We start from the raw sequence: 19,368 nt of genomic DNA on the forward strand, positions 1-19,368 counted from the left end.
ATACACCTTTTTCGTCTTTCCTACATTTGCTATAAGAGCCTGTCCAGACCAAACGACATTTCTTCAAGCATATGTACTAAATATTCCTGCTGTTTTCCACTTTTACTGTTTAAGACATTTAGAATACGTTCTGTTATGGGAATTTCATTTAGATTTTCATATAAGAGATATGAGAGAGGAACAGTCAATGCATCTGCAATTCTCATAAAGTTTTCTAACGACATTGTTCTGCTCCCATGTTCGATCCGCTTTATAGAATCAACTGAAAGCTCCGCTTTCTCTGCCAGTTCAAATTGTGTTAAATTTTGTTTTTTACGGTATAATTTCACATTATCGGCAATAATATATTTTATATCATTCATTTTCTGATTCTCCATTCTTTTAATTTATTTGTGAAATGAAGAATCTGTAGGTGGTCCTCTTTTCGACTTTCGTATGTATATGTCTTGATAAATCAGCAATTTTCGACAGTGGTAAAAAAAAGAGTACACTGCACCGACCTGCCATGTCGATTTGTGTACTCGTAAGCTGCCGTATTTACTTTTGAGGAATATATTGCACTGGATCACCCATCGCATATATCCCTTAAATACAAATCTATGTAAAAAATTTATCATCCAATATAAATTTCCCTACTGCAAAACTGCAGGGAACTAACAAAAGGTAAGGAAAAAAATACGCATGATAAAATAGAATTAATATTCATCATGCGTATCTGTATTTTTTTCGATAACAACTTGCTAATATACTTGTTCTGCTCTATTAACTATAATTTATTCTCACTGATATTGATGCTGTTGATGCAATTCCTAATGTTTCTATCCATACAACCCAAGTTCCAGACAAATTTTTACCATTAAAGTTATCTACGCCTATAACACCAGTTGTATCAATAACACTCCAAAACAGAGTTCCGTCAGGAGCTTGCAGATATAATTTAAATGGATCACCTCCTGCACGGACATTTAAAATAATAGAAGAAATATTGCCACTCGCAGAACCTGTTGAAATATTTTGATGTCCAGATTCGGAGCCAAATGTTGAATTTAGCCGTATCGTTGGACCAACAAAATAATTTGACGAATATATTGACATGTTATACTCCTCTACTGTCACATAAGGCTCTTTTGATACTTCTTCTGCCCATACGGGCATAACAGAAATTATGCACAAACCTATACACAAAATAATTGATAACACCTTTTTCATATACAATCCTCTTATAAGACTTTTTTTGATTAGCTGTTTACAAAAACTGTCAGCAATAACTATCACTTCATTTATATCTAATTTAGCTTATTAGTTCTTCATTACGGGTATGCTTTAGCACATGCCTATTAGTTATATTCTACTCTTATCCCTACCCCAAATTATTTATCCAAACATTTACCTATCTCTTCCACAATATCCCTTAAATAATTGAATCTTCTTTCAATCACAACATTATTTGAAAATTTAATTGAAAATTCTTCTTCTATTTTAAGCAAGAAAAAATATGCCTCTGCTGGAAGTAATGCGATTTTTTCTCCAAATATGCTCTCTGATAGAGGATTTTCGCATTGAGTCAGATCACGGAATAGATATTCTCTGAATATATTAAACACCTTTTCTTCAATATATTTCTGCATATTACCACTCCTTACACCAATTCTGCTTCACTGTATTCCTGTAGCTTATTAAGTACCAGTTCCGCAATCTTCTGTCCGTCAATTCCATTCATTATATTAAAGATTGGTATGTTGCTATCAACGTAAGAATCAATTAGTTTAGCCACCTCATTATAAGTTACCTTGTAATATTGTAGAACCCTACTCTGTTCCGATTCATTGATATCAACTTGAAAAGTCGATATATTAAACGCATCTACATCTATACCATACTTATAACGAATGCCCGTTGCTAAATTTTCAAAATATTCTGCATTGTAATTCTCATATAAGCAACTCATAACCAATACATCTGGTCTTATTGCCTGCATTACTTCAAACATGGTAATTCCAAAATATCCCGGAAACTTCTCATTATAAGGCATTATCCCTCCTGGTACGCCAACAATTATTATATCCGGTTGTTCCTGCTTTTCTATATCCTTTATGAATTTATTAAAACGATATATTTTTTCTGTTTCATTCAAATCAGAATACATAAAATCAGGAAAAGAATGAATGCCAAAAAGTTCTCCATATTGCTTTGATCCTATATGACTTACCTTATAACCCTGCTTTCTAAAGTATTGATTCACTTCTAATTGTATCTTAAATTTGTGGGTAAGCTCATTTAAACCAGCGATTGCCACAATAGGCGTACTTATTTGCAGCAACTTCCATCTGTGCTTAATAATCGGCTGCTTATCAGATAAATAAGTTATCTGCGCCGACTTGTTAGAACACATTTCCTTTACCTTATCACTAACTTCGGTTGCAAAAATAATCTCTTTATCATGATTAATCGCATCTTCTGCATAAATCAACACTGCCTGTTCTATTTCCGCATTGGTGCAATCGGCAACTATCAAAACACCTTGAAATTCCTGTTCGTAATTTATGGTTTCAAGAATATTAACTCCTATATCCTTTCCACCATCCACTATTCCTGCATCTTTCCCATTTACTCCCCAACCAGACGGTGCTAAGACTCCTATTATTTCATAATCTATAAGCATGTCCCTATATCTTAAGATTTCACAACAATTATAATTATATGGAAAAAGCAATACTTTTTTCATTAGTCTGTTTCCTCCAATTCTTCAAAATCCATTTTCAATTCTTTCAATATACAATATTCCCTAAAATTTGTTTCTACAGCACTCCTAATCGAATCACATCGAGACAGCCGTTTCTCTGTTGATAATTTGTCTTTATCTTCCGCATAAACCGCACATGAAGTGCAAAATCGAAATGCCCAACATTTTTTGCACACATTCTCTGAAATCTTTCCAACATTTAACAAAGTTTTTGCCTTATCTATATCTATTCCATCTTCTACATTACCAATAATCATCATCGCTGAATCTTCATTCGTTCTTTCGCATGGATAAAAGTTTCCGTCAGCGTTTACAAATAACCTTTGTAACCCCGGAACACAGGGACCGCCCGGATGTCCAATTTTATAGCCAGACTCGTCTCCCTTTAACATATCTGCAATATTATTCTTTATTCCACCCAAATAACCAGTTACCAATGGAGAAATATCTTCTTTAATATCCCTGTAGTAATCGAAAATCACCTTAAATTGCTCATAAGAACGATTCATATAATATTCTGGTGTTTTTGCTATTTCTTCTGTATAATTAACATCATTTTTTTGCGAAGCATTTACCTCAATGCCCTTTACCCTTTCATCTTTCATAAAAAAATCATTGGAAATACTATATCCGTCTACCGGGTCCATAACCATATTAAAATGAACCCGCTGCAAAAAATCTGGAAACTCTTTTCTTAACCAGCCAATGTTTTCAATAACCTTGTCAAAAGTTCCCTTTCCTGATTCTGCATAGACTCTGTTTTTATCTTGTATTTCTTTAGATCCATCCAGACTTATTGTTAAATAGAAATGATTATCAATAAAAAATTGAATAATATCCCTATTAAGAATAGTTGCATTTGTTGTTAAATTATATTCAACTGGCTTTCCCAATGAACATCCGTTGATATATGAAACACATTTACGGATTAGTTCTATCTCCAGAGTTGGCTCACCGCCATAAAAACCAAATCGTAATTTCGGCATTTGTGAACTATGTAAAATATAATAATCAATTGCTTTTTTTGCTGTTTCAAAGGACATTCTCTTATTATTATGCTTTCGGTTAATATAGCTTCCAGAGTACACACAATATTTACATCGCAAATTACAATTTTGCGTTACTTGCAGTGTAAGCATATGTAAGCTGTTATCTAATGCACTCTCTATATTCCTTGTCATAGGATGCTCTATTTTTTCAATATATTGTGAACTCAAATAGCCTTCACTCAGCAATTCCTTAATTGTATTATTGTCCCCTTTATAATCGCTCTGTTCCTCTATACTTAACTCTTTAATTTCATTATAGGTATCTCTATTCACTTTCAATATGACATTCTTTGGAACATCATATACATAATATTTTCCACAAACTCTAAACAAATGGCAGTTTAATTTCTTTATCGTACTTTCCATTATTCCTCCCATATGTTACAAAGGACTGCTTATTCAGCAGCCCCTCGTACACTTACTCCCTGACATACAATCAGCCAATCAGCATTAATGTTCCATCGTTCTGGCTCTTAGTTCCATTATAGAGCATTGAATCAACGGAAGCAGCCGCACATGCCTTGCATACACAAAATGCTCCTCCACATGCATACGCCTGAACAGTATTAGTGTTACCTGTTCTCTTCTTTCCCAATTTCTTCATGTATCTCACCTCCTACTCTACAATATTTATGTCATTGAAAAATAACATATCATGTTAAACAGTGATATCCATCTGTACTCTTTTTTCTTCTGTAACTTTTCTGACATACCCATCTACTCCAGTGCTGGATACATCCCCTGCTGAGACAGCTTCCGTGGATTTGGCAGCTTTTCTCTTTTCCAATAACTTTTCCGCTGTTTCTGCCTTAATTATCCTTTTCTCTTTCAGCTTCTCTTCTTCTTTCTTTTTTGCTCGTTTCTCCTCTAATTGCTTCTGCACCTTTTCTTTATATACAGTGCCGGGATTTTCCATTGTGTCCTTACTCCTGCCGACCATCCAATATGACACTTTTCCATTCTTGTCAATGACAACACCTGCCCCAAGAATTCCATCATTGTTTTCTTGTGCAAACTTTTCTATCCGCTCTGCATTTCCACTCATACCTGAAACAACTTTTTCATACTTCGCCGCTGTCTGCGGATCAGTTGCCATCCTCTCCACAACACTAGCTGAAATAGCCACATTATTATAACCACGGCTACCTAACATATAGGCATCTGACTGTTTTTCGCTATTGAAATCTGCTACCGTAATATTTACATCCGAATATTTCTGTTTCAAGTCACTCAGATAGCTTTGAGCCGTCCCGCTCAGCCCACTGCTTCCTTTTGTACTGTAACTTGTTCTGTTTGCCGCATATGTATTTGTATAGTCATTCACTCCTGCTATTGCCATAGTATCATCCTCCCTTGATATAATTTCAGTCTTTTTCTTAATGATAGCAGATTTTTAAGCAAATACAATTATCCTTGCAGAAAGTGGACTGTTTTTGCAGAAAATGGCACAAAAAAATCCTTTCAGACGAACTATACCGCTGAAAAGATTTTTTATACTCACTCTGCTTTCTCCATCATAATATCTAATTCATCATTTTTACCTATCAATTCATCATATGTCCCAGTATCATCAACCACTCCCTCCTTCAGCACGACAATCTGATCCACCTTGCTCAATATCTCTTTCTTATGTGTTATTACTATCACTGTTTTTTCTTTCAGCTTCGTATTCAGCAGTCCATTGATCTGCTGTTCTGAATAAGCATCCGTGTTTGAAGTGGCTTCATCAAATATTACAATCGGCTTGTCATGTATCAATGCCCTAGCAAGAGCTATCTTCTGTTTCTGCCCACCGGAAAGCATTGCTCCGTTCTGTCCTACTACATAATCCAAAGAAACCTCATTTATAAAATCTTCAAGTCCACTATCCATACAAGCAGCTTCTATCCTTGAATCGTCCACATGCTTATACAAACAGATATTATTTCTTATCGTGTCATTAAAAAGGTATATCTGCTGGCTTACCACGGATACCATATTTCTGTATGCCCACAATGGCAGTTCTGAAACATTCTCTGCTCCAAGCAATATTTTTCCACTTGTTGGCTCATACATTCTGGTAAGAAGATTGATGATTGTTGTCTTTCCCGAACCATTGCGCCCGATTATAGCGGTCTTACTGCCTTTTGCGAACAAAATATCTATACTCTTTAAAATACACTTATCTTTTTCATATGCAAAAGAAACCTGCTTCAATTTCAAATCATTAAAACGCATATCTAAGGTCTTTCCGCTATCCGACTCTTCCTCTAAATCCATAAACGCATAATATCTTTTAGTTGACGGAATAATCCCTGATAAAAGGTATCCTATATTAAGGATTGCAGAAATCGGTCCTGTTACATAAGCGCTATATGTAATGAAAGCAAACACACTACCCACCGAAAGTTTCAAGTCAAACACCAAATTTGCGCCCAATATATATAACAGTGTGGAAAGGAACTGTACCATAATGCTGTCTACGATCATATTCCATTGGCTTAACATATTCATTTGCTTTTGCTTTTCTATAATTTCATTCTGATTATGTGTAAATTCCTCATGTTTTTTATCAAAGATATTAAATAGTTTAACTTCCCGTACCCCTCCGACAGTATCTCCAAACCACTTCGCATATTTTTGATTTCTTATTATGAACTCGTCCATAATCTGCTTTTGTTTCTTAGCAAAATATTTCATCACAACACACTTGATCGGTATAAATAGAAGCACCAGTATTGTCATTCTGAAATCTATGATAAATAATCCAATAATGCCGCCTGCCATGCTAAACGCCTGCGTAATCACAAAAAAAACGCTGCTGTCAGCAATAGATGTCATCTGGTTAATATCCGTGTTAATATTATTAAGAGTCTCCGCATAATTGGTATTATTGAAATAATTAACCCGCAGCTTCATAAGATGTGAAAAAGACTGTTCTGAAAGAAAATACTGTATCTTTGCTGAAATGTCTACACGTTTCTTTTCCTTAATTATATCTATAAGGGAATTTATAGTGTATATTACCATAGATGCCAAAACCAGCTCGATTAGCAAATTCTTATTACCACCAATAAAGCCATCATCCATGATCCGTTGGCTGATTAGCGGCACACAAAGATTCAATCCTGTAGAAATAAACAGACAGCAGACAATCACAATGATTGTTTTTCTGTATCTGTTCAACAACAGAAGTAATCTCTTTACAGCAACTTTATTATCCATCTTCATCCTCCGTCAGTTTCGTTTCTATAATATGATATATTTCCTCAACATCTTTACTGTCAATCAGTCCTGATATTTTTTTCTCAGCCTTTTCTTCCTCAAAAGAAAACTTAGCCAAGATACTTTCTCCCTCCCGGCAAAGACTAATCTCTACATCGCAATCAGGATATACTTTCAAAAATTTCTCTCTATCTTCCAATGGAACCCACCATATAACCAAATCGCTTTGTTTATAAAAAACCTGACTCTCTATAAAATTTTTCCATACTTCATGATTTCCAACAGGCTCCGGCATATACTCTAACCCATACAGCACACACTCCGGCTCCATTCCTATCGTATATGCATTATAACCACCATTTGCAAAAGACTTCCTTAATTCAGTAAGTATATAAGAAGTATCTATCGCAGCTTCGATTTCCAATATTACTACCGGAACCTCAAGACCATTTCCATGATAATGATTGTTCAATATCTGCTGCTGCCTGGTTTCCCTGCTCCAAAAAAATCCCTGTACATCTATATTATGAATTTCCTCTTTTCCGAGGTATACCAAATTCTTATTTTTTATATCCAGTTCTTTCAAATCAGTCATAGAAAAAGCTACTACAGTATCTACTTCTTCCTGTATGTAGTTAAACTCTCCTGAAACTGTCTCAAAGTAATACTTTGCCCTGTTCGTTTTCTTACGACCTGTTATATATGCCTTATAAATCCAATCTGGTTCATATACACCCTCAAGCATTTCAATATGGCTATGCTCTTTCGCATATTTCTTTAATCTTTTTATACTAAATGTGCTATCAGTTTTTAACCTATTTGCAATTAAAGCACATACATATGGTGCTGCATAACTATTACTCAATGATGTTCTTATTTCATTATCAAATATTTTAACTATATGTTCCGATGGCACAACAGTATCAATGCCCATTTGCATATAATCTTTTGAATAGTTTAACGGACTACCCATAGTTGCCACACCGATCACATTAGTAAAAGCAGCCGGATATGACACAAAACCCGAATTAGCTGTTGCTGCTATAATAATCATACCATTGACAGCATATTCATTGATCAAGATTCTTAGCTTTTCACAATCCCTAAAATCTACCGTTCCCAAACTTAAATTAACCAGACTTATTTGATTGTTATAGCACCACTCCAATGCCGGATAAATACTTTTAATTGCGCCTCTACCATTCTCGTCCAAAATTCTTATGCTAATTAAACGGCAGTGTGGACAGTATTCCTCCAATATCATTGCACAATTTGTTCCATGTTGGAATTGCTGCTGATCTATATCTTTTGTATCAGCTATGCAAATACCATTTTCATTAATGGTAATACTTTTTTCCAACTTCCTTTTTAAGAAAAACTCGTTAATACCATTATCTATAATTGCAATCCTGATATCCTGATCCATGACATACCTCTTAAAATCTGTTTCACTCTGCTTAAAATGATTTAGCAAAATCTTCTCATATATCTCATAAAACAAACAGACTGCGCACTAATTACTTAGTGCAGCAGCCCTCAAATTTTTTCATTGTGCCTATACTAACTGTTACACGATAATGATGTAATGATGTTGCCGTTTAATCCTTTTTCCTTTTCGGTCTTTTAGGCTGATGCCAGATTCCCGCACACGCAGATGTACCACTAAGTACATTCTTCACCTCACTCCGGGCAATCTTTTCTATTACCCCCAAAGTTTTGATTGCAAACTTTTCTGCATTTTTCATTTTACCTTTACCTCCTGTTTTAAAATTTTTGCTACACACATCAAGGATGAACATAAAATAATCGCTACTGACATATAACTTACATATAGCTGATTAATATTCAAAGCAACCAGTATGGCAATCACCACTGTCTCCATCAAAACAAGTAATCTTGCTGTCTTTTTCATTTCTCGCAATTCGTCCTTATTTAAATCAATATTGGGGTGATTTATCGTTCCAATAATCTCAATAACAAACACAGCGGGAAATAACATCACATACAAAGCCAAAGGTTTTTCTGAAAGTGCCACTGCAACCTGAATAACGCCAATGTAAATTAGAATTGTCATAAGATAGCACTGCCAAAATTTGCCAGCATGATATCCTCCAGTCCGTTTCCTCAGTGAAAGAAAAAACACAAGAAAAATAATTGTTGGTATAAACTGTTTAAAAATAATACCAATAACCAACATGGTTCCGACAGCTATTATGTGTTCTACTATCATTATCAAAGCATACACATAATATTTACTGTTGGCTTCGTCTATTATCTTTCTTGATTCCATCTGACTTACTAATTTCAGCACCATCTTTTCTATCATTCTATGTTCTTCTCCTTTTTATTAACTATAAAGAATTTTCCAATTAAAACAATATGCTTTGCAGAAAACGGACATTTTTTGCAGAAAACGGACATTTTAAAATCATCCGACGTTTGTTAAATGACTTATTAAGATGCGTTTTTATCAATTAGGAATAATAATAGAAAAATAAAACTCTTGATCGCAATCTTCTATAATATATGATCCATCATACTTCTCAATAACTTCTATAATATTTCCAATTCCTACTCCGTGTTCCTCTATATGTAACATTTTTGTGGACTTTATTTCTCCATTCTCATAAAGTATAGGATTGTTAAATGTATTTCTAACTCCGATTTTTATCATGCCATCTTCATTAACAATCTTCAATTTCAGTATTCTTCTGTTTCTGTCACACTTTTTACACGCCTCGATCGCATTATTTAGCAAATTAGATAATATCGTAACGATATCCTCATCATCAATCTGTAACTTTGATAAATCATTTACCCGCAGTACAAAGACAATTCCATTTGCTTCTGTTTCCTGATATTTTGTATTTAAAATTGCATTGACTATTACATTATTAGTATCAATGGCATCCAGTTCTCTGTCCAGTCTGCAACATATTCCTTTTACATACTCTTCCAATTTTGAATACTGTTTATTTCCCAACAATGATTCTATACATCCAATCTGGTTCTTGTATTCATGTGTCTTTTTTTTCTGCCTGTCAAAGTTCTCTGATATTGATCGATACATCTCTACCTGATTTTTGACTTTAATCTGAAAAATTCTATTTTCATATAATTGTGTTTCTCTCTCCATAATATCTTTAATCAAATAAAATACTACTATATTCATTCCAACCATACCAAATGCACTTATTAATAATAACATAGCCTGCTCTGGTGTTTCCACATATCGAAAAACAGAAAGCATAGAGACTATTATTACTATAGAAAAAACAGGAAAAAACAAAAATTTTAAATATTCCTGATCAGCAAGAATCTCTGTAGATTTCCCTCCTAACTTTTTACTTATAATGAGAACACAAAAAAATAAAATTGCTTTTCCAAGCAGAATAACTAAAACATTTCCCAAACTATATTGTTTTATTACCATGTCATTACCCGGACACAATTCATTCATAATAGAATATGCCAAATAATCTATGGATAATAAAATCGCCTGATAAAGTATCGCCAACATAAATGACTTTTGAACATTGACTTTTATATGCCAAAACATAAAAATAGCAAATGTCGATACCACCACAATCTGCTTTACCATAAACAAATCTGACAATCCTCTTGCACCCCCAAATATAGTGCCTGCCAACAAAATCAATTGGATACTGTTAATACATCCCTTATAACGTACTTTTCCAAATATTTCATAAAATATTTTACAACAAAGCACCTCAAAAAATATGATGAATATTTCTGCCAATAAATCAGACATCTAAACTTCTCCCTGATATGATATAAACTGTTCCCTGACGTATGTATATCTTACCTTTGGTATGACCAGTTCAACCCCATTTGTCAATACTACCTTATATCTTATAACGTTTTTTATATACTTAATATTCACAAGATAACTCTGATGTATCCTTACAAATTTATTAGCTGCCAGTCTATCTTCCAATGCATTCAGCGTTTCATACATGGTATAAATCTTCATATCATCTTCCATAACATGAAACTCAAGTTTATGCAGCCTGCTTTCGATATACAACAATCTTTCCAGAGACACTTCTTTTGTACCTTCTTTAAAATCAAATTTCTTTATTGCAACTGTATAGTTAAGTTTGTCCATAATGGCATCCATACATTCATTCACTGTACTCTGAAAGTTTGCATTGCTCTTTAACAAATACCGAACGGCATCCAAACGATACCCTTCTAAAGAATAATTCACATATACAGTCACAAATACAATAAATACTTCCCGGCTTACCTCTCTGATTTTTTCAGCCGTCATGATACCATCAATCTTCTCCATATTAATATCTAAAAATACAGCGGTATACCGTACTACCTCAATTCCCAATTTTACCAATGCCTCACCAGAACTATATGTATCTATTTCAAAAACAAGTCCTTTTTCCATCATATAACCAGAGATTAGTCCTTTTAATTCCTCTGCAAAAACACTTTCATCATCACATATAGCAATTCTGAACATCTAATTTGTTTCCCCCCTTTCTCAGATAATTTATTAGTAGTCCGTTCTTAATATTTCATCCCCCGTCTACTCTGTATTTCGACACGTCTTGTTAATTCCCTTAATTCTTTTTTACATTTACAGTATGGAAAAACAAGATACATACTCTCAAATCTTTAATTCCACTTGTCATTTTATGTTCCTTTAGTACGTTAGTCAATCAAATTGCAGAAAATGACCATATTATGCAGAATTTGACACAGGCACAATAAAATAATAGAAATTTCATATTTGCTTTTAAAATAATTTCTCAAATTTGAACCTGTTTTAGTCCATTTCAGGTTTGTATTTTTCAGAAAAGGTGTTATACTAAGGTTGTTTCCATTTCAACCCTAAGAACGAAGGAGCAATGATATAGATATGAAAATTCAAGACCTAAACATTTCTGCCTCCTCCAAGTCAGCCCTAAAAAGTATAGGCTTGACAATGGTTTCAGAACTGGCAGGACAAAACTATATTACTTTGGTAAATAAATTCCCCAAGAATTTTAACATCAAACCCTTAATTAACGAACTGAACCCTTTAGGTTATCTGCTTCCACCAAGCAATGAAATATCAGTGTATGATGTTCCTATGTCAAAGCGCCTGCAGAACGCTCTTATACGAAATGGTGTAATGTATCTTTCGCAGCTTTCTTCCTATCCCAAAGAAGAAATTCTGCATTTCCGAAACTTAGGAGAAAAAACAGTTATAGAATTGGAACAAATCTGTCAGGAGTATAATATTGAAATACGATCCATATTATCTATCAAAGAACATTTTAATAAATACCAGTTCCCATCAAAAATTTACCCCATGCTGTTCCAAAACAATATATCCTGTTTAGATGACTTTAAACATATGACAGCTCATGATTTATACCAAATATGCAAAGAAGATTATTGTCTTGCCATGCAGATCTATTATATTTTAACGGATAACGGAATTAAATTTGACAACTGGCAGGATAAATATATTTTTGAGATTCTGCCAGAAAAAAATGCTGCTCTGTTATGGAAAAAGCATAAAATCAGTATGCTTTCACAAATGCCTGCCTGCAATGAATGTATGCTAAAGCAAAGCCTTTCATCCTCAAATTCATTTGCGGCAGCAATGAAAGAATTGTTATCAATCGGATAAATATGTAATGTATAATAAAATGACAGGTCACACCGATCTGTCATTTTTATTTTAGCAATTCATCATACGTTGTTTCCAATACGTTTCTAATTGCTCTAAGCTGCGATGCCTGTATATGCTGTATTGCCCTTTCTATCTTCACTAATGCTTCTCTGGTTACGGGTACATTTTGTAATTGCATCAATGCTACCATTTCAGTCTGCCGTATCCCTTTTTCTTTTCTGATACGCCTGATATTCTGCCCAATAAATATTTCGTCCTGCTTTATTTTCTGCTCCATATCGCCACCATACCCATGAACCCATTTCAGTCCTTTCCGAACATTGTATTCAATAAGGTTATTGAGAAGGGACTGATTCTAGTCCATTTTATGTAATTTTCATTACAGAAAACAGATTTCCATTGCAGAAAATGACCTTCTATTGCAGAAAATGGCATTTGAATGATTTTTAGCATATGCTATACTTAAATAAAAAGTATTTAAGGAGGTTTGCATATGCGTATAGGACAGACAAACATAAATATATCAAAGCTATTCTCACAAGGAACAGTTTTTTCTCAGCCCAAAACAAGCCACAGAAATAATTCCGGCATAAATACTATCGATGATTTACGTTCCGGTCATTTTAAAAACTCTTATGGAGTTGAAGGCATGGGCATTACAGGAAAAAGTGACTGGAGAAGAGTTATTAATGTATCTGACGAAATGAAGAATCATGTCTTAGAGGATGTAAAAAAAGCGTTTTATAAATATGGAGGAATGTCAGGTAGCAATGTTGCTGAACATGACGCATATTATGATAAAATACATTCTTATGTAAAGACCTTAAACGCATCAGATCGTCGTGCAGCTCCGTGGACATTAAGCCAACTTCACTTAGAACTCGCTGGAAGGGTAACTCAGGCGGTAAAAGAAAAAGATTCTTCATGGACGGCTGGAAAACCTATTTCACATGAAATACTTGATGAAATCTTTTCAGATGATACTTTATTACAGGATTGCGTAAATGCAATAGGCGGAAACCAAAGGTTAGATACCAAAATATAAACATAAAATCTTGCACACTTATTTACTAATTAAAAAGGGAGATCTAATCTCCCTTTTCTTTGTACAGCCACCTAATTTTTTTAATACTGATAATTTACTCTCATTCGAGCCGTTGCTGTAGAAACTGTTCCGACAGTTACAATTGATATTTTCCATGTTCCCTTCGCATACAATCCATTAAAATCGGGAATTCTAATTTCACCGCTTCTTGAAACATATGTTTCCGAATAATATCCATTGGGATCTTCAATAATCAGATAGAAGCCTGAACTCCCACTACTTACAGTAACATTTACCACTATACCAGTTACTTTTGCATTTTCATTTATTGAACCAGATGAAATGTTAAAAGCCCCCGATTGCAGTCCATTCACTGAGTTCATTCTTCCTGTCGATCCTGAAAAATAATTTGTTGTATATGCTGCAATATCATTGCTAACAACTACATCCCTTGACGTTGTATCTATTTCAGCAGCCGATACAGACATAGGCGTAATCAACATTGCACAAAGTGCAAAACACAGTATCATCGAAAAAATTTTCTTCATGGCAATCCTCCTCGCTATATACAAACAAAGTGGCTGTACTTCATTTGCATATTAACAATTTTTTTATTCTAAAACAACCCTCCTGCAGAAAACATCCTTTTTTTGCAGAAAATGACCAACAAAATAGAATGTTCTCTTGAATCAGTCCTGTGTTCAATTCAAGAAGGCTAAAATCAGTCCTGTTTATGTAACTTCATCAAGAAAATTCGCTTTATATACAATACTTCTGCACTGTTAAAAAATTATCTTTTCAGCTTTGACATATAAAAAGGCTATGCAATATCTGTTTTCTGCTAAAAATTGTCATTTTCTGCTTTATGTATTGCCAATTTGTCTTTATTACGAGTAAAATAGAATGAATAAAGGAGTGAAAGTTTATGGATTTGCATATAGATGATTTAAAAATTTCTGACTGTACTAAAAATATCCTTCATGAACTGGGCTTTACTATGGTTTCCGATCTGGAAGGTCATGACTATATTTCTTTGATACAAAAGTTCCCCTTGCAACGTCATCGTGTCTATTCCATTATTCAGGAACTTAATACTGCCGGATATTTACTACCCCCGGAAAATGCAATATCAATTTATGATGTCCCAATGTCCCAAAGGCTTCTACATATTCTTGAGAGAAATTATATCCTGTATTTATCGCAATTATCACTATGCTCTAAAGAGGAACATGCCCGTATGCGTAATCTCGGAGAACAAACAATGATTGAGTTGGAAGAAATATGTAAAGCTCATGGTATAGAATTGCGTTCCATACATGAAATTAAAGAAAATCTGGCTCCATACCATTTGCCTTTTAATTCAGCACAATACGAGGGACTCTATAGATATAAGATTACTTCTTTTGATGATTTGAAAAAAATAACCACTCACGATTTATATATGATATGCCAGCAAGACTACAATGATACTATGAAGATGTATTATATCCTAAAAGATAAAGGAATTATTTTTCAGACGTGGGAAGATCAGTATCTGTTTGAGATTATGCCAAGAAAAGATGCTCAAACATTAGGCAGAAAGTACCGTATTTACACTGTTTCGCAGCTATGCTCTTGTGCTGAAATATTCATTGATAGTATGCCTCCGTCAATATTGCTTAGTGTAAAAGCGATATTAGAAAACAATCAAATCTAATCTTGTACATAGTAATGAAACAATATCCCTTTCAGAAAGTGTCCTGTTTTCTCAGAAAATGACCGATAATGCAAAAAATCCTCTTGAATCAAACTTTAGTTCAATTCAAGAGGACTTTTCTCTATCAGTTCTTACTGTCACTTATAAACACATTCTTTGCAGTGTCTTGATAAACATATGCCGCCATTTATTTTTTACTGCCAAGCAAGCATACCACGTAATCCGTACTGCATCTGAGGAATCTGTTGTTTCTTTATAGCCTTAAAGTAATCCATATATTTCCTCAAGATGTTCGTTTCATATAGTGCAGCATCATAAGAACCTAATTTGTACAGATCAGATATACACTTATTAAAATCCTCGACATAATTTTCTTTTTGGAAATAATCATGATGTCCTGATGACAAAGCCGTTGGTACACAACTATCTGTCTTTGTATGTGCTGCTAATGCAGCCATTTCCAAGTAGGATGCATGATTTAAGTCTATGTCGTTGACATATATCTTTTCTTCAAACTGCCTTCCGTACTCATCGTTCCCCTTTGCAATTACTATCGGATTTTCGTCAGTTGAGTCTTCTGCATAGTTTAATGCATACTGCCTTCCCAAATTGTCTGCACCAAATCCCAATTCTCCTATATGAATAACGCTAGGCGGCGTCAATTGTTTATGCACATTCTCTGCAAATGTATTTTGAATATTCTGTCTGCGACATGATGCTGTCTGATAACCGTATGTATATGCAGAATTAGAACTAATACTTAGCACAATATCACCTCCTCATACATTTTTTTCAGGCACATCCTATTTCAGTTCAAACGGGTAGTTGATCGATACAACTTTATGCGGGTAATTAGTAGATGTAAATTTGCTATAAAAAACATAACTTCCTGCTACTGGTTTTACCCCACAATCATACAAATAATAGAAACCATCTGCCCCTGTTCCTGAAATAATAAACGGCTCACTGGCAACATAATCAATTTCTCTTCCGTTGAATGTTGTATATCCTCTTCCGTACCCATATACTTTCAAAAGAATACACAGATTCCCGTTTGAATTTAATACTCCAATGTCGGCAATTTCCAAACGAGTTACCTGTGGTGCTGGTCCATCACCGGGCCAAACCTGAAGATCTACTCCACCGCTCAACCTATCTGCTTCTGATGAAACATTACCCAATGATGTCATTTCCTCGGCAAAAGGATTCTTGCCACTCTGCTCATCAGTTTCTGCCGCAAATGCTGCTGTACTCATTCCCATCAACATGGTTAAAGCCAATGCAAAAGCTACTACTTTTTTGATTTTCTTAAACATAATCCAGTTCCTCCTATTTCAATATCATTTTGTTGTTAAATACAGACAATCCTATAAACACATTCACAATTATATTTACTACTCCTTTCCCCACTATTTAATGTGCCATATAGAACAATCTATTGTATCTTCTCAATAATAGCAAAGACCAAAATAAAAGAAAATATACTTTGCAGAATGTGTCCTGTTTTTGCAGAAAATGACCATCCAAGCAAAAATCCTCTTGAATCAAACCTAAGTTCAATTCAAGAGGACTTTTCTCTATCGGCTTTTTCCGCTTTTTACAGGTACAGTCTTTGTTGCTTTATCATTTGTCAACGCTTTCTCTGTTTCCTTTTGGTGTGCTTCAAACGCCTCTGCCCCATACTGGAACTCCGGCTCTGCAACTATCGCAAGTTCAACCGGATTTACAGCCCCCATATTCCCAATGCCTGCCGTCTCCCGTTCTGCCTTATCCGTCTGATACTGTTTCACATCTGCAGCAAGCTGTTCTATCTTTTCTATTGTAGCATCCGCACAATTCAAGTTACCAGACAACAGCTTTCTCTTTGCCTGAAAAGTTTTCTTAATCAGCTCTGTCCTTGAGAACTTCTTTTCCCCATACTCCTTTTCCGATTTATCCGCACATGTACGGAAAGTATTGACGATCTTCTGTCCGGCTTCCCTCATCCCTAGTACTTGCCTTGATTTAAAAAACCTCTTGAACTGAATTTTTATCCAGTCCAAGAGATTTTTGTCTTTTTACATTTTTTGCAAACAGCCAAAAAGATTATAACTTTTCTAACTTTTCCAAAAACGCAACATAAAATTCCCGTTCTTTAATACAAGCTTGCTGAACTTCTATAGTTTTAGGAGTGTACACTACCGGGTGATCTAAATTATAAAGTGCTTGTTTCGTTGCCTGAATTGCAGATTCTTTGGTATTTCCCAAAATATCCAGGCTATCCACATCTCCTTCTTCCCTAAGCTGTTTGTTAAGCCTTTGCACCATCATTTGCGATATATGGCTCAACATTCCGTTCCCCTTTATTCCCAAGCCATTCGCATTTACTTCTTTAGCTGTCTCCATCCATGCATCTTTTACATCTTGCGGAGCATTCGGACCAATCATATCAAATGCTTTTTCATCAAAGTCTGCTTCTGGCATATACCGATTTATATTTTTGCTTTCTTTAACAGCCCGTTCAGCACTAAATTGAGGAACATTATCCTGCTTATGCCTAATATCATATGGCACAGCACTTACGGAATAACTAGAACTAATCTGCATAGCACAGTTCCTCCTTAATACACATTAAATCTCAAACTCATTGTATTCCACGGAGAATTTGCCGAAGTGGAATTTGCCGTGAATGTTCCAGCTTCATATTCATTTCCTTCATATGTCCAAAGGCAATAATATCCATCTATGATATTGTCACTATCGAGGAATATTGGTTCAGTCGCCGTCAATGTCATTCTCATGCCATTAAAATATGCGAATCTGCTTTTAGCATACCCCACTTCTGCCGTTATTGCCTGAAACCATGTTCCACCATGATCTAAACGGGAACCAACCTGCATTGAAGATGAAGAATTTTGAATTGTTTCCTGTCCTGCTTTTTCCGAGTTAATCAGCAATAACTTGAACTGTGTTAATGCCGGAGCTGGTGCATATAATTGTATCCCGTCATCAGCTTCCAAAAGCTCCTGAGTATATGCTTCTAAATCAAGCTCACTCAGGCTTTCTATCTTTGCCGACTGATCCTTTTCAGCAGCACTTACCGGAATAACATTCGTAATCAATAATACTCCAAGTGCCATTACGCTTAACAACTTTTTAAACTTTTTCATATTAATTCATCCTTTCTTATAAAAATTTTTATGTAATCAGTTTCACATACCCATCTATCCGACACCTACTGGTATTGTAGGCATAAAGCATTTTGCTCCCCCTCTCCAATGTATAAAATTATGTGATACTGATTTTTACAAAACATTACCTTGCATTCTATATAAAATGATTTATTGTATTTCCAAATCAGAAAACCATATACCTATAAGATATAGTATTCCACGGATATGCAGAAGCGGTAGCCGTAATTGTTATCGCCCCATTTTCAAATTCACCCCCTTCATATCTCCATATGCTTATCCTTTTGTCTATAATACCGTCCCCATTAATATCCATTTCTGCACTATCTATCATAATCATATTACTACCGTTAAAATTTACTTGTAATGTTTTATTAATAGTTCCTGTCTCAACCAGCGTTATCTGCAACCAAGTTCCACCATGATCCACATTTATTCCATTATTTCCATTTATAATTTCTTGTCCTGCTTTTTCCGAAGTTATCTCGTATATGTACAGTTGTGTACTGGTTATTGGCTTAGTTGGTGACATTACTTCAGCAGCACTTACAGTAATAGTATTGACCACTAAGAATACTCCAAGTATCATTATGCTAAATATTTTTTTCATACGCAAACTCTCCTTTAACTCTTTATTTGACTATATTTACGGCAATAGAAATGAATATCATAATACCCCTTGCAGAAAGTGACCTGTTTTTGCAGAAAATGACCATCAAAACAAAAAATCCCCCTGAATCAAACCTAAGTTCAATTCAAGAGGACTTTTCTCTATCGGCTTTTTCCGCTTTTTACAGGTACA

Annotated in this window: 24 protein-coding genes; 3 read left to right on the forward strand and 21 right to left on the reverse strand. The window is 34.7% G+C overall.

Annotated features, from left to right (window positions below):
- Positions 1–29 precede the first annotated feature (29 nt).
- The 13 genes from E5329_RS15565 to E5329_RS15625 all read right to left on the reverse strand — a co-directional run bounded on the left by E5329_RS15565 (position 30) and on the right by E5329_RS15625 (position 11,494).
- The gene (locus E5329_RS15565; protein ID WP_135990405.1) at positions 30–362 is read right to left on the reverse strand and encodes a helix-turn-helix domain-containing protein; all 333 of its coding nucleotides are present in this window, start codon (positions 360–362) and stop codon (positions 30–32) included.
- A gap of 400 nt (positions 363–762) precedes the next feature.
- On the reverse strand, positions 763–1,209 hold the full coding sequence (locus E5329_RS15570; protein WP_135990406.1) for a hypothetical protein: 447 nt from the start codon (positions 1,207–1,209) through the stop codon (positions 763–765).
- Positions 1,210–1,370: 161 nt separating this feature from the next.
- Positions 1,371–1,628, reverse strand: coding sequence for a hypothetical protein (locus E5329_RS15575; protein ID WP_135990407.1), 258 nt, complete (start codon positions 1,626–1,628; stop codon positions 1,371–1,373).
- 11 nt (positions 1,629–1,639) lie between these two features.
- Positions 1,640–2,725, reverse strand: a complete 1,086-nt coding sequence (locus tag E5329_RS15580; protein WP_135990408.1) for a TIGR04066 family peptide maturation system protein — start codon at positions 2,723–2,725, stop codon at positions 1,640–1,642.
- Positions 2,725–4,158 (reverse strand): Cys-rich peptide radical SAM maturase CcpM, encoded by a 1,434-nt coding sequence (gene ccpM / locus E5329_RS15585; protein ID WP_168356647.1) that lies wholly within the window; start codon positions 4,156–4,158, stop codon positions 2,725–2,727. Before ccpM ends, E5329_RS15580 begins: the two co-directional genes overlap by 1 nt.
- 70 nt (positions 4,159–4,228) lie before the next feature.
- Positions 4,229–4,396 carry a CLI_3235 family bacteriocin precursor gene (locus E5329_RS15590; protein WP_135990410.1) on the reverse strand — a complete coding sequence of 56 codons (168 nt, stop codon included), beginning with the start codon at positions 4,394–4,396 and terminating at the stop codon, positions 4,229–4,231.
- A 54-nt stretch (positions 4,397–4,450) separates the two neighbouring features.
- Positions 4,451–5,131 (reverse strand): DUF6033 family protein, encoded by a 681-nt coding sequence (locus E5329_RS15595; RefSeq protein ID WP_135990411.1) that lies wholly within the window; start codon positions 5,129–5,131, stop codon positions 4,451–4,453.
- 158 nt (positions 5,132–5,289) lie between these two features.
- Positions 5,290–6,996, reverse strand: a complete 1,707-nt coding sequence (locus E5329_RS15600) for an ABC transporter ATP-binding protein (RefSeq protein ID WP_135990412.1) — start codon at positions 6,994–6,996, stop codon at positions 5,290–5,292.
- Positions 6,989–8,422: a S8 family serine peptidase gene (locus E5329_RS15605; protein ID WP_135990413.1), complete on the reverse strand. Its 1,434-nt coding sequence runs from the start codon at positions 8,420–8,422 to the stop codon at positions 6,989–6,991. The genes E5329_RS15600 and E5329_RS15605 overlap by 8 nt, the downstream gene beginning before the upstream one ends.
- 172 nt (positions 8,423–8,594) lie before the next feature.
- The gene (locus tag E5329_RS15610) at positions 8,595–8,741 is read right to left on the reverse strand and encodes a cyclic lactone autoinducer peptide (protein ID WP_135990414.1); all 147 of its coding nucleotides are present in this window, start codon (positions 8,739–8,741) and stop codon (positions 8,595–8,597) included.
- A complete protein-coding gene (locus E5329_RS15615) occupies positions 8,738–9,322 on the reverse strand; it encodes an accessory gene regulator B family protein (protein ID WP_135990415.1) in 585 nt (194 codons plus the stop codon). The genes E5329_RS15610 and E5329_RS15615 overlap by 4 nt, the downstream gene beginning before the upstream one ends.
- A gap of 144 nt (positions 9,323–9,466) precedes the next feature.
- Positions 9,467–10,768, reverse strand: a complete 1,302-nt coding sequence (locus E5329_RS15620; protein WP_135990416.1) for a sensor histidine kinase — start codon at positions 10,766–10,768, stop codon at positions 9,467–9,469.
- The gene (locus E5329_RS15625) at positions 10,769–11,494 is read right to left on the reverse strand and encodes a LytR/AlgR family response regulator transcription factor (RefSeq protein ID WP_135990417.1); all 726 of its coding nucleotides are present in this window, start codon (positions 11,492–11,494) and stop codon (positions 10,769–10,771) included.
- Positions 11,495–11,893: 399 nt separating this feature from the next.
- Here E5329_RS15625 and E5329_RS15630 point away from each other — a divergent pair, with 399 nt between their 5' ends.
- Entirely contained in the window at positions 11,894–12,652 is a 759-nt protein-coding gene (locus E5329_RS15630; protein ID WP_135990418.1) for a DNA-directed RNA polymerase subunit alpha C-terminal domain-containing protein, read from the forward strand.
- Positions 12,653–12,698: 46 nt separating this feature from the next.
- Here E5329_RS15630 and E5329_RS15635 read toward each other — a convergent pair whose 3' ends face one another.
- The gene (locus tag E5329_RS15635) at positions 12,699–12,932 is read right to left on the reverse strand and encodes a helix-turn-helix domain-containing protein (RefSeq protein ID WP_135990419.1); all 234 of its coding nucleotides are present in this window, start codon (positions 12,930–12,932) and stop codon (positions 12,699–12,701) included.
- A gap of 216 nt (positions 12,933–13,148) precedes the next feature.
- On the opposite strand from E5329_RS15635, the gene E5329_RS15640 reads away from it, so the two are divergent.
- A complete protein-coding gene (locus E5329_RS15640) occupies positions 13,149–13,700 on the forward strand; it encodes a DUF3879 family protein (protein WP_135990420.1) in 552 nt (183 codons plus the stop codon).
- Positions 13,701–13,780: 80 nt separating this feature from the next.
- Here E5329_RS15640 and E5329_RS15645 read toward each other — a convergent pair whose 3' ends face one another.
- Positions 13,781–14,248: a hypothetical protein gene (locus tag E5329_RS15645; protein ID WP_004055684.1), complete on the reverse strand. Its 468-nt coding sequence runs from the start codon at positions 14,246–14,248 to the stop codon at positions 13,781–13,783.
- Positions 14,249–14,625: 377 nt separating this feature from the next.
- Between E5329_RS15645 and E5329_RS15650 the strand changes: the two genes are divergently transcribed.
- Positions 14,626–15,396, forward strand: coding sequence for a hypothetical protein (locus E5329_RS15650; RefSeq protein WP_135990421.1), 771 nt, complete (start codon positions 14,626–14,628; stop codon positions 15,394–15,396).
- 194 nt (positions 15,397–15,590) lie between these two features.
- On the opposite strand, the gene E5329_RS15655 is transcribed toward E5329_RS15650, so the two are convergent.
- The 6 genes from E5329_RS15655 to E5329_RS15680 form a co-directional block, all read right to left on the reverse strand.
- Entirely contained in the window at positions 15,591–16,163 is a 573-nt protein-coding gene (locus E5329_RS15655; protein WP_135990422.1) for a hypothetical protein, read from the reverse strand.
- 36 nt (positions 16,164–16,199) lie between these two features.
- Complete coding sequence (locus tag E5329_RS15660) at positions 16,200–16,712, reverse strand: hypothetical protein (protein WP_135990423.1); 513 nt, start codon at positions 16,710–16,712, stop codon at positions 16,200–16,202.
- A 261-nt stretch (positions 16,713–16,973) separates the two neighbouring features.
- Positions 16,974–17,381 carry a DUF6674 family protein gene (locus E5329_RS15665; RefSeq protein ID WP_275443332.1) on the reverse strand — a complete coding sequence of 136 codons (408 nt, stop codon included), beginning with the start codon at positions 17,379–17,381 and terminating at the stop codon, positions 16,974–16,976.
- Between the two features lie 100 nt (positions 17,382–17,481).
- Positions 17,482–17,982: a hypothetical protein gene (locus tag E5329_RS15670; protein ID WP_135990424.1), complete on the reverse strand. Its 501-nt coding sequence runs from the start codon at positions 17,980–17,982 to the stop codon at positions 17,482–17,484.
- Between the two features lie 14 nt (positions 17,983–17,996).
- Positions 17,997–18,545 carry a DUF4879 domain-containing protein gene (locus E5329_RS15675; protein ID WP_135990425.1) on the reverse strand — a complete coding sequence of 183 codons (549 nt, stop codon included), beginning with the start codon at positions 18,543–18,545 and terminating at the stop codon, positions 17,997–17,999.
- 187 nt (positions 18,546–18,732) lie between these two features.
- Positions 18,733–19,176, reverse strand: coding sequence for a hypothetical protein (locus tag E5329_RS15680; RefSeq protein WP_135990426.1), 444 nt, complete (start codon positions 19,174–19,176; stop codon positions 18,733–18,735).
- Positions 19,177–19,368 lie beyond the last annotated feature (192 nt).

The organism is Petralouisia muris, from assembly GCF_004793545.1.
GTDB lineage: Bacteria > Bacillota > Clostridia > Lachnospirales > Lachnospiraceae > Petralouisia > Petralouisia muris.

Bases quoted from the DNA above. Each gene is read 5' to 3' on its own strand.
- E5329_RS15615 (WP_135990415.1), bottom strand. From the start codon at position 9,322: ATGATAGAAAAGATGGTGCTGAAATTAGTAAGTCAGATGGAATCAAGA.
- E5329_RS15630 (WP_135990418.1), top strand. From the start codon at position 11,894: ATGAAAATTCAAGACCTAAACATTTCTGCCTCCTCCAAGTCAGCCCTA.
- E5329_RS15640 (WP_135990420.1), top strand. From the start codon at position 13,149: ATGCGTATAGGACAGACAAACATAAATATATCAAAGCTATTCTCACAA.
- E5329_RS15675 (WP_135990425.1), bottom strand. From the start codon at position 18,545: ATGAAAAAGTTTAAAAAGTTGTTAAGCGTAATGGCACTTGGAGTATTA.
- E5329_RS15580 (WP_135990408.1), bottom strand. From the start codon at position 2,725: ATGAAAAAAGTATTGCTTTTTCCATATAATTATAATTGTTGTGAAATC.
- E5329_RS15595 (WP_135990411.1), bottom strand. From the start codon at position 5,131: ATGGCAATAGCAGGAGTGAATGACTATACAAATACATATGCGGCAAAC.
- E5329_RS15575 (WP_135990407.1), bottom strand. From the start codon at position 1,628: ATGCAGAAATATATTGAAGAAAAGGTGTTTAATATATTCAGAGAATAT.
- E5329_RS15645 (WP_004055684.1), bottom strand. From the start codon at position 14,248: ATGAAGAAAATTTTTTCGATGATACTGTGTTTTGCACTTTGTGCAATG.
- E5329_RS15570 (WP_135990406.1), bottom strand. From the start codon at position 1,209: ATGAAAAAGGTGTTATCAATTATTTTGTGTATAGGTTTGTGCATAATT.
- E5329_RS15620 (WP_135990416.1), bottom strand. From the start codon at position 10,768: ATGTCTGATTTATTGGCAGAAATATTCATCATATTTTTTGAGGTGCTT.
- E5329_RS15635 (WP_135990419.1), bottom strand. From the start codon at position 12,932: ATGGAGCAGAAAATAAAGCAGGACGAAATATTTATTGGGCAGAATATC.
- E5329_RS15600 (WP_135990412.1), bottom strand. From the start codon at position 6,996: ATGGATAATAAAGTTGCTGTAAAGAGATTACTTCTGTTGTTGAACAGA.
- E5329_RS15680 (WP_135990426.1), bottom strand. From the start codon at position 19,176: ATGAAAAAAATATTTAGCATAATGATACTTGGAGTATTCTTAGTGGTC.
- E5329_RS15565 (WP_135990405.1), bottom strand. From the start codon at position 362: ATGAATGATATAAAATATATTATTGCCGATAATGTGAAATTATACCGT.
- E5329_RS15660 (WP_135990423.1), bottom strand. From the start codon at position 16,712: ATGTTTAAGAAAATCAAAAAAGTAGTAGCTTTTGCATTGGCTTTAACC.
- E5329_RS15590 (WP_135990410.1), bottom strand. From the start codon at position 4,396: ATGAAGAAATTGGGAAAGAAGAGAACAGGTAACACTAATACTGTTCAG.
- E5329_RS15665 (WP_275443332.1), bottom strand. From the start codon at position 17,381: ATGAGGGAAGCCGGACAGAAGATCGTCAATACTTTCCGTACATGTGCG.
- E5329_RS15610 (WP_135990414.1), bottom strand. From the start codon at position 8,741: ATGAAAAATGCAGAAAAGTTTGCAATCAAAACTTTGGGGGTAATAGAA.
- E5329_RS15625 (WP_135990417.1), bottom strand. From the start codon at position 11,494: ATGTTCAGAATTGCTATATGTGATGATGAAAGTGTTTTTGCAGAGGAA.
- ccpM (WP_168356647.1), bottom strand. From the start codon at position 4,158: ATGGAAAGTACGATAAAGAAATTAAACTGCCATTTGTTTAGAGTTTGT.
- E5329_RS15605 (WP_135990413.1), bottom strand. From the start codon at position 8,422: ATGGATCAGGATATCAGGATTGCAATTATAGATAATGGTATTAACGAG.
- E5329_RS15670 (WP_135990424.1), bottom strand. From the start codon at position 17,982: ATGCAGATTAGTTCTAGTTATTCCGTAAGTGCTGTGCCATATGATATT.
- E5329_RS15650 (WP_135990421.1), top strand. From the start codon at position 14,626: ATGGATTTGCATATAGATGATTTAAAAATTTCTGACTGTACTAAAAAT.